Below are 9,769 nucleotides of genomic sequence, written 5' to 3'. Positions count from 1 at the left end.
GCCGGAACGGCCCGGGCCGATCACGACCACCGCCCAACCGCTCCGCGACGTGCGTGTTCACCAGACCATCGGCGCACAGCAGCACGATCCTCGGCCGCAGGACCGCCGCTGCGATGTGATGCGCACCAACGGCAGCGAGGTTCAGGTGCCCGGCGGGTTCAGGGCAGTCGCTGAGTCTCGGATTACCAGTTCGGGTTCGGGATCGGTGATGAGACCGCCCGTGCCCGGCCGTCCTGCGATCAGGTCGTAAAGCGCCTCGACGCCGGCCCAGCCGAGTTGGTACATGGGCATCCGGACCGCGGTCACGGCCGGGCGCAGGTGTTGCATCAGGTCGACGTCGTGGATGCCGATCACCGACAGCTGGTCGGGGATGGCGATGCCGAGGTCGTGTGCGGCGGCTAGGACCCCGACCGCGCTCATGATGTTGTTGACGACGATGGCGGTGGGTGCGGTTGCCGCCTGCATGGCCTGCCGGAGCCCTTCGGCGCCGGCCTGCTCGCCGAACCCGGTGGCCAGGTGTGGGGCCGGTGCCAGCCCAGCGGAGTCCATCGCCTGCCGGTAGCCCAGGTAGCGCTGCTGGGAGATGTATCCCGATCCCCCGATGAAGACGATGTGGCGGTGGCGGAGGTTGACCAGGAACCGGGTCGCGATCTCGCCTGCGCGGCGATCGTCGATGTCGATCCAGGGATGGTCCGGTGCGTGCTCCAGGATGAGGATCGGCTTGGGGTGGGAGCGGAGTTCGGCCATTACGTCGTCGTCCAGCAGCCCTTCGCCGCGGATCAGGATGCCGTCGACCGTGCCCTGGCTGAGTAGTCGGGTCAGGAACTGGCTGCCAGAGCGCATCGTCTCGGCATCGCCCAGCAGGACCGTCGCGCCGTGCTCCGCCGCCGCCTCGTAGACGCCTTGCCGCAGGGGTCCGTAGACCGGGTTGTCGAGCTTGTTGAGGATCATCGCGATCATGCCGGTCTGGTTGAGTCGAAGCGAGCGCGCCGCCTGGTTCGGCTGGTAGCCCAGTTGCTGCATCGCCCGGAGCACCCGGGTGCGGGTGGATTCCCTCATCCGGGTGTGGCTCGTGCCGTTGACCACCGCCGACACCACCGCGAGCGACACCCCAGCAGTTCGTGCGACGTCACGTTGCGTTGCCACGTTGCAAGCCTCCTCGGATATTGACGTAACGTCTAACCAAGTTTACTTTGAATTAACGATACGTCACCGAAGGAGCATCCATGACATCGACCCGTCACACCGTCCTCCTGCGGTCGTCCTGGGCAACGGTGAACATCGGCGACGTGGCTCACTCCCCTGGTGTCGTGCGGGCGTTCCAGCGGTTCGCCCCCGAGGTCGAGGTCATCCTCTGGCCGGTGCGGCTGGAGGAGCGCGAGCGATCCATGCTGCGACAGGCGTTGCCCGATCTGCGCGTCGTTGACGGCACTCTCGGCGGCGACGGGCCCAGCACCCCGGAGTTGGCCGCCGCCATCGACGGCGCGGATGTCCTGATGCACGGATCGGGTGCCGACGCCTTCCAGAGCACCGAGATCGACTGGTGGCGCCGACACGTGGGCCGCCCGTACGGGTACTTCGGGGTCACCGTGGATCCGCTGTGCCCACCGACCGTGGCGACGTTGCCGGAGCTGGCCCAGATGGTCGATCTGCTCCCACCGTCCTACCTTGACGACGACGTCAAGGACCGCTTCGACGGCGCCGACTTCGTCTACTGCCGCGAAACGTTGACCCTCGCGACCCTGCGCAGCCAGAAGATAACCGGGCCCGACCTCACCTTCGGGCCGGATGGCACGTTCGCGTTCGACCATACTGACGCCGTCGCGGCCGCCCGCCTGCTGGAGGGGCTCGGCCTGCAGCCTGGTCGGTTCGCCTGCTTTGTCCCGCGGCTGCGTTACAGCCCCTACGCGAAGATCTACGGCACGGATCCGACCCGCGAGCAGATGCGGCGCGACGCGGTCAACCGGGCGACCGTGACGCACGACCTGGCAGTGCTGGCGGCGGCGATCGAGACCTGGGTACGCGTCAGCGGCCTGCCGGCCATCGTGGTGCCCGAGATGAGCTACGCCGTCGAGCTGGCGCACGAGCACCTTCCCAGCCTGCTCAGTCCACAGACGCTCGGGCAGGTCCGGCTCCTGGACCGGTACTGGCCGCTGGAGGAGGCGACCGGCGTCTACGCCGTCTCGTCGCTGGTGGTCAGCATGGAGTGCCATTCGCCGATCCTGGCCGCACGGCACGCGATCCCGACCATCTACCTTCGACAGCCGACCGAGACGACCAAGTCCCAGATGTTCGCCGACCTCGGCGCCCCGGACCTGGTGATCGAGCTCGACCATCGCGCCGCGGCGACGGTGGTCGCGGCGGTCACCGACATCGCCACCGATCCGGCGCCCGCGGTTGCCCGGAGCAGGAGGGTCGCGGCGAACGCCGACGACGCGCTGCGGGCGGCGGTGCGGGCCTGCGTTGCGGGCCAACCCATCGGTTTGGGTACCCCGGTGGGGAGCGACGATGCATAGCCTGCGCAACCGTTGGCGGCGCGACCGGATCCTGCTGCTGCTCGCGCTTCCCGGGGTCACGGCGCTGCTGCTGTTCCACTATCTGCCGCTTGGCGGGAACATCATCGCGTTCCAGGACTTCCAGCCGTTCCTGGGAATCTGGCACAGCCCGTACGTCGGGCTGGACAACTTCGAGCCCGTGCTCACCGGCGACCCGGTGTTCCTCAACGCGCTCGTCAACACACTGATCATCACGTTGATCCAGGTCGTCTTCGTGTTCCCGCTGCCGATCTGCCTCGCGTTGATCCTGAACGCGACGATCAGCGAACGACTCAAACGCCTCACCCAGTCGATCCTCTACATGCCGCACTTCCTGTCCTGGGTGATCGTGGTCGCCCTGTTCCAGCAGATGTTCGGCAACGGCGGGATGCTCAACGGCTGGCTGCGCTCGGCCGACCTGTCGACATTCCACATCGTCGGCGTGCCCGAGCTGTTCAAGCTCATGATCACATCACAGGTGATCTGGAAGGACACCGGCTGGTCGACGATCATCTTCCTCGCCGCACTGTCCAGAGTAGATCCGGCGCAGATCGAGGCCGCGGTGGTGGACGGCGCCTCGGCGGTTCGCCGCCTGTGGCACGTGACCCTGCCGGCCATCCGCTCGGTGATCGTCCTGCTGCTGATCCTGCGGCTCGGTGACTCGCTGTCCGTCGGGTTCGAGCAGATCATCCTGCAGCAGGCCCAGGTCGGTGCCGGTGCCAGCGAGGTGCTCGACACATACGTTTACAACCACGGGATCGTCGGCGGGGACTGGGGCACCGCGGCCGCCGTGGGGCTGATCAAAGGCATTGTCGGTGTCGCGCTCGTGCTCGGCGCGAACCGGGTGGCCCACGCGCTGGGCGAGCAGGGGGTGTATACCAAGTGACGAGCGGAACTGTGTCGCCTGCGGTGTCCGTGGCGCGCCCCGCCGGCGGCGGGCGGCCGCGGCGGCCACGCTCGGGCCGTGGCCAGCGCCCGGCCTGGATGGGCGAGCCCAGCAGGCTGGGGATCGGTGCGCGGGGACTCGTGCTCGGCCTTGGCTGCCTGGCGGTGGTGGTTCCGTTCTGGGCCGTGCTGATGACCAGCATCGCCTCCCCGGAGGAGATCAGCAGGGCGGGCGGCTTCGTGCTGTGGACGCGCGAACCGACGCTGGACGCCTACCGGGCCGTCCTGTCCGGCGGAATCGTCACCCGTGCCCTGATGGTGAGCGCCGGCATCACCGCGGTCGGCACGGCACTCAGCCTCGTCGCCACGATTGCTCTGGCGTACGCGCTGTCGCGGCCAGGTTCGTTGCTGCACAAGCCGATCCTACTGATGACGGTGTTCACTTTGCTGTTCAACCCGGGCATCATCCCGATGTACCTCACGGTCAAGCAGCTGGGCCTACTGGACAACTACCTGGCACTGATCCTGCCGGTGCTGTTGAACGCGTTCAACGTCATCGTCATGCGCGCGTTCTTCCTGGAAATCCCCGGCGAGCTGTTGGAAAGCGCCTTTATGGACGGTGCCGGAGAGGTGCGCATCCTGCTGCGGATCGTGCTGCCGCTGTCGAAGGCGGTCGTCGCCGTGATCGGACTGTTCTACGCGGTGGCGTACTGGAACGCGTTCTTCTCCGCGATGTTGTACCTGCAGTCGCCGGAAAAGTGGCCGCTGCAACTGGTGCTGCGCACCTACGTCGTCAACGACACCCCGATCGGGTCCGATCAGCTCAGCTCCAGCCTGGAGAGTCTGCCACCGCAGATCTCGGTCCAGATGGCGATTCTCGTCATCTCCATCCTGCCCATCCTGCTCATCTACCCGTTCATCCAAAAGCACTTCGCGAAGGGACTGATGGTCGGCGCCGTCAAGGGCTGACCGGTCGTCCACCCAATGTGAAAGGAGACGTCATGGCACCTACCCTCAGCCGCCGTCGCGTCCTGGCACTCGGCGCGGCAGCGGGGCTCGGCCCGCTGCTCGGGGCGTGCGGCGACGGCGGGTCGAGCTCGTCGAACGGCTCGACCGGGCCGGTCAAGCTGCCCACCTACAAGCCCGTCACCGCGGCCACGCCCGACCTGGCGGCCGAGCCGGCCGGGGTGTCGCCGGGATACTTCACATACCCGACCGCCCCCAGCGCCGCGTCGCAGCCGGTGCAGGGCAAGGCCGTCACGGCGCTGACGTACACGTACGACCCGATCGCCCCCGCGCTCGACTCGAACCCCTACTGGCAGAACCTCAACGACAAACTCGGCACCGAGCTGAAGATCACGTACGCCGCGTCGGCGGACTACAGGAGCAAGGTCGCCACCACCATCGCCGGTGGCGACCTGCCGGACATGGTCGCTATCCAGGGCGTCGTCCAACAGATGCCGGCCATGCTGAAGGCGACATTCACCGACCTGACCGAGTACCTGTCCGGGGACGCGGTCCTTGCCTACCCTAACCTCGCCGGCCTGCCCACCGATGCCTGGCGCGGCGCCGTCTACGACCAACGGATCTGGGGCATCCCGGTGCCGCGGGCACGGATCGGCACCGTGCTGTACACCAGGGCCGACCTGCTTGCCAAGGCCGGACTGAGCCTCCAACCCACGTCGTGGGACGAGTTCAAGCAGATGGCGGCCGCGTTGACCGACGAGCGGGCCGGCCGTTGGGCGTTCGGGCAGATCCCGTTCAACACGATCCTGGAGATGAACGGGATCACCGGCAACTGGCCCGGCGGCGCCGGCGCCTGGCAGGCCAAGGACGGCGTCTTCACCCACACCGGGACCACACCGCAGTTCACGCAGGCCCTCCAGGACACCGTCGAGCTGGTGAAGTCCGGGGTGATACATCCCGACCAGGCGGGCGCGCCCAACACCAAGCGCAACCAGTGGATGCTGGCCGGCACGACCTCGTTCGCCATCGGCCTGTACGCCGGGTGGGGCAAGTTCTACGGCCAGGCCAAAGACGTGCCCGGCTTCCGCCTGACCGGCATGCTCTCGCCCACCCGGGACGGCACGGGGACGCAGGTACGCACGCCCGGTCCGACGCTGTCCAGCTTCACCGCCATCGCCAAGACCGACGACGCCGACCGGATCAAGCAGATCCTCAAGGTCCTCAACTGGTTGTGCTCACCCTTCGGCAGCAGCGAGTACATGGCCCTGCGGTACGGCGTCGAGGGCCAGACGTTCAACCGCAACGGCTCCGACCCGACCCTCACCGAGGGCGGGCGCAGCCAGACATTCCTGCCCGTGCGATACCTCGCCGAGGCATCGCCCGCCATCTACGAGCCCGGTAACCGCCAGGCCGTGCAGGACCAGTACGACCACCAGGTCGCCGGCGTCCCCCTTGCCGTCCCGGACCCGACCCTCGGGCTGTACTCGGAGACCGCCGCCAGCAAGGCGGCCAGCGCGCAGCAGGAACTGGACTCGGTCCTGCTGGAGATCCAACTGGGCAACAAACCCGTCTCGGCGTGGCAGCCGGCCATCAAGCAGTTCATGGATCGGGTGGGCAACAAGATCAAGGCGGAGTACGAGGAGCAGGCGGGTCGCTGACGAGCCGGACACGGCGGCCGGTCCGGCGTACCCGTTCGGTTCGGCCGCCGAGCCGTGAAGTGCACCCACCCGGGTTGAGCAACACCAACCAGACCGCGAACTCCGCGGACTGTTTTCGGCGCTCCCGGGCGCGGTCGAAGGACTCAGCCAACACTCTCACGGGTAAGGGAGAAGACCATAGTGAGACGAAGCTATTTTCCCTGGTACACGCATCGCCGGGCCCGTGCGGGTGCCGCTGCGGCGCTCGTGCTGGCTCTGGTGGCGACAGTCCTGTCGCCGGGCAGGGCCGCCGCGGCCGACATGTCGGATCTCGGCGAACTGCTCGACCTGACGCGTCCGGAACTCGCCGCGGTGGCGGCAGAGCTCGCCGCCGGTGATGAAGCGGGCGCCGCGGGCGAGCTCAAGGTGTTCTACGCGGGCCGCACCGACGTTCATTACCTGCCTCCGAGCGCGGACGGGGGCGGCGGCGACGCGAGCGCCGATGAGCTCGCGGCGGGGATCTTCCGGTTCGGCGCCGAGACCCGCGACTTCTACAACGACGCCGAGCAGCGGATCGACGTCAACTGGCAGGACGCCTGGGGTGGGACGCAGACCACCCCGGGCGGCGCGCAGACATTGATGAGTGACCTCGCGTTCATGCCCAGACTGATCAGCGCTTACGCGTTCGAGAGCGACCCGGTAAAGCGTGCGGCGTACGCGGCGGCGTGGATGGACATCTCGCTCGACTTCTTCGCCGACGTTCAGAGCTGGCCACAGGGCCGCAACCTGTCGGCCGCCAAGCGGCTTGCGCAGCTGATCAGTGCGTTTGCAGTGTTCCGGACCGACCCGGGCATCGACGCGAATGACCTCGTGGCGTACCTGTCCGGCGTGCACGCCACGGCGAATTACCTCGTCGGCGTGATGCAGATACATGTCGGGAACAACTGGTACGTGTCCATGGCCCGCTCGGTCTACGCGGCGGCCGTGTTTCTGCCCGAGTTCTCGGCATCGCCCGGCTGGGAGTGGTTCGCGGTGCGCTCGTTCGAGCGGTTCCTGCGCGCGCACGTGAAAGGCGACGGTGTGTACCGCGAGCCGGCGTTCAACTATCAGGCATACGTGGCGGATCTGCTCAACACCGTCTTCAGACTGGCGGATGCCAACGGACGGACCCTTCCTGATTCGATCGTCCAGACGGCGGACTGGATCGCGGACGCGCTGTTCGCGACCCGTCAGCCGAATCTTGAGGTCGCGATGGTGGGCGACTCGCCGAACGCCGATGCCGGCACGGCCGCCATCGGCAGAACCGGTGCACGCAACTCCTGGCCCGACTTCACCTGGGTCGCCTCCGGTCGAACGGAGGGGACCGCCCCGAAGCTGCCGTCCACGGTGTTTCCGATCAGCTTCGCGGTACAGCGTTCCGGGTGGGACGCCGACGCGCGGTACATGCTGATCAACAACCAGAATTCCAGCTACACCGCCTCGCATCGGCATCCGGACGACCTCAGCCTGGTGATGGCGGCGTACGGGCGCCCGCTGATCGTCGACTCCGGAGTGGGGGACTACAGCGCGACTCCGACGAACAACTGGATGCGCCGCACCACCGAGGCGCACAACACCATCGAGGTCGACGGACGCGCGCAGACCGCCGGCGTCCCCCGCACGACGTCGCTGTGGCGCTCGAACGCGGGCCTCGACATCTACCGCGGTACGACGGAGGGCTACCGGCCAATCGTGCATGATCGTGTCGTCTACTTCGTCAAGCCCGGCTACTGGGTCGTCTCCGACGACCTCACCGGTGCCACCGCCGCGCACGATTACCGGCAGCTCTGGCACTTCCCTGGTGATCCGGTCACCGTCAACCCGAATACGAAGGTCGCCACGGTCGGCTTCGACACCGTGCCCGGAGCCGCACCGGTTGCCGGCGTGCAGCTCGTCCCGGTCGCCCCGGCCGGCGCCGCGCTCACCCCCACTGTCCACGAGGACGGCGCCGTGCGCGTCGGCGAGCAGGTACTCACGGACGTCGACTATCTGTCGTACGACTGGCGCGCCACTGGGTCGACGGGACTGGACACGGTGGTGGTTCCCGGCCAGGCCGGCGCGGCGCCCGGGGTGACCGCGAGGCGCATCGCTATGCCCGGGGTGGGTCACTCCGTGGCGACCGCGATGGAAATCGGCCTGCCGGACGCGACCGGACGCTTCTACCTGTCGCGGGAGGCGAATCCCTCGTCGAGGGCGTTCGGGACCGCCACGACCAACGCCGAGACCGCTTACCTCGAGCGTGCTTCGGGCGGCAGGCTTACCCGGTACGCGTTGACCCGCGGGTCGTCGCTGGTCGACCACGGCGCCACCGTTATCGCCGCATCCGCGCCGGTGTCCGACGTCAGTGTGGAACTGCGAGGCGCGACCGCCCAGATCTCGCTCGGGGACCCGTTCACCGGCACGCTCTCCATCAACGCGCCCAACGTCAACGCGGTGCGGGTGAACGAGACCCCGACCGCGTTCACCCGCACGGGCGACCTCATCACCGTGTCGCTCCAGGCGTCGTTCTCCCCGACACCCGTGCTCGACGACGAGTTCACCGATGCCAGCCTGGACCGCACCGTCTACGACTTCAACGGATCCTTTGACGGCTGGACGCCGGTGCAGGGCACCTGGGCGCTAACCGGCGCCGGTCCGGACACGCAGTTGGCACAGACCTCGACCGCGGACATTGTGTCGTTCGCGGCGCTGCAAGATGTACCGGATGACGTGGTTATGGCCGCGGACATCGTTCCTGGGGTACGCGGCCAGACGACGGCCCGTACCGGTCTCGCGTTCCGCTACCACGATTCCCGAAACTACTATCGGGCCAATGTACTCAACTCCTCGTCGGGGGCGACGCTGCAGCTCGTGAAGATATACAACGCGACGACCACGATTCTCGCGGAGACCGCACTGCCCGTCGGCGCCAATACCCCGCACAAGCTGGTCGTTTCCGCGATCGGGAAGCATCTGACCGCCAAAGTCGGCGACACGTCGATCTCCGCGGACGACTCACAGCTGCCGACGGGTGGTGCCGCCGCCTTCACGCATCGGCGGGCCGCGACCTTCGACAACATCGTGATCAGGGAAGGGATCGATCAGGCCAACTGGCGGGCAATAACAGGGGCTGTGTCCGTCGCCTCGGGTCAGTTGCACCTCACGCCTCCTGCCGGTGGCAGGGCGCACGTCCTGGCCGACTCGACACTGCCGTCACGCTTCTCCGAGGCGTGCGACTATGTCGCGGAGACCACGGTCACGATCAACGGATCCGTCGGTAACGCGGGAATCTCGCTGCGAGACACCACGGACTCGTACGGGTATCGGATCCACGTTGGCAAGACGAGCCAAGGAACCCGGTACGCGAGTATCATCCGCGAGGCTCACGCGTCGGGTCCGGTCACGGTGGGCACGGCATCCATCAGCAACCCGTTGACCGGCCCCGTTCGACTGGGTGCCGTGATTCACGGCGACCGCATCACCGTGACGTTGAACGGCGTCGAGGTCCTGAAGGCTCGCGACACCGTTGTCCGCAGCGGCGGCGTCGGGCTTTACGCATCCACGCAGAGCACCTTCGAGAGCATCACTGTCGCTCAGTCCTGCCAGCGGGAACGCCTGCGGCCAAACGTGCCCGGCGCCAGCAACCGCCCGGACCGCAACGACGGAGCTGGCGGGTAGCGGCGTTGCCGGCAGCGCGACCGCTGCGGATGGGTGAGCCGCTGCCCCGTC

Annotated in this window: 6 protein-coding genes; 5 read left to right on the top strand and 1 reads right to left on the bottom strand. The window is 67.7% G+C overall.

The genetic code is table 11. The features are described from left to right. Nucleotides 1-141: 141 nt before the first annotated feature. Complete coding sequence (locus AB0I42_RS34620; protein WP_357543985.1) at nt 142-1,146, bottom strand: LacI family DNA-binding transcriptional regulator; 1,005 nt, start codon at nt 1,144-1,146, stop codon at nt 142-144. An 80-nt stretch (nt 1,147-1,226) separates the two neighbouring features. Between AB0I42_RS34620 and AB0I42_RS34615 the strand changes: the two genes are divergently transcribed. The 5 genes from AB0I42_RS34615 (at nt 1,227) to AB0I42_RS34595 (ending at nt 9,718) form a co-directional block, all read left to right on the top strand. Next, nucleotides 1,227-2,516: a polysaccharide pyruvyl transferase family protein gene (locus tag AB0I42_RS34615; RefSeq protein ID WP_357543984.1), complete on the top strand. Its 1,290-nt coding sequence runs from the start codon at nt 1,227-1,229 to the stop codon at nt 2,514-2,516. Continuing rightward, nucleotides 2,509-3,420 carry an ABC transporter permease subunit gene (locus AB0I42_RS34610; RefSeq protein ID WP_357543983.1) on the top strand — a complete coding sequence of 304 codons (912 nt, stop codon included), beginning with the start codon at nt 2,509-2,511 and terminating at the stop codon, nt 3,418-3,420. Before AB0I42_RS34615 ends, AB0I42_RS34610 begins: the two co-directional genes overlap by 8 nt. Continuing rightward, nucleotides 3,417-4,388, top strand: coding sequence for a carbohydrate ABC transporter permease (locus AB0I42_RS34605; RefSeq protein WP_357543982.1), 972 nt, complete (start codon nt 3,417-3,419; stop codon nt 4,386-4,388). Before AB0I42_RS34610 ends, AB0I42_RS34605 begins: the two co-directional genes overlap by 4 nt. 32 nt (nt 4,389-4,420) lie before the next feature. After that, nucleotides 4,421-6,043: an extracellular solute-binding protein gene (locus tag AB0I42_RS34600; protein ID WP_357543981.1), complete on the top strand. Its 1,623-nt coding sequence runs from the start codon at nt 4,421-4,423 to the stop codon at nt 6,041-6,043. 180 nt (nt 6,044-6,223) lie between these two features. After that, nucleotides 6,224-9,718 (top strand): alginate lyase family protein, encoded by a 3,495-nt coding sequence (locus tag AB0I42_RS34595; RefSeq protein ID WP_357543980.1) that lies wholly within the window; start codon nt 6,224-6,226, stop codon nt 9,716-9,718. Nucleotides 9,719-9,769 lie beyond the last annotated feature (51 nt).

The organism is Polymorphospora sp. NPDC050346 (assembly GCF_040655695.1).
Lineage (GTDB): Bacteria > Actinomycetota > Actinomycetes > Mycobacteriales > Micromonosporaceae > Polymorphospora > Polymorphospora lycopeni.
This window is presented reverse-complemented; position numbering and strand designations above follow the sequence as displayed.

Bases quoted from the DNA above. Each gene is read 5' to 3' on its own strand.
- AB0I42_RS34600 (WP_357543981.1), top strand. From the start codon at position 4,421: ATGGCACCTACCCTCAGCCGCCGTCGCGTCCTGGCACTCGGCGCGGCA.
- AB0I42_RS34615 (WP_357543984.1), top strand. From the start codon at position 1,227: ATGACATCGACCCGTCACACCGTCCTCCTGCGGTCGTCCTGGGCAACG.
- AB0I42_RS34610 (WP_357543983.1), top strand. From the start codon at position 2,509: ATGCATAGCCTGCGCAACCGTTGGCGGCGCGACCGGATCCTGCTGCTG.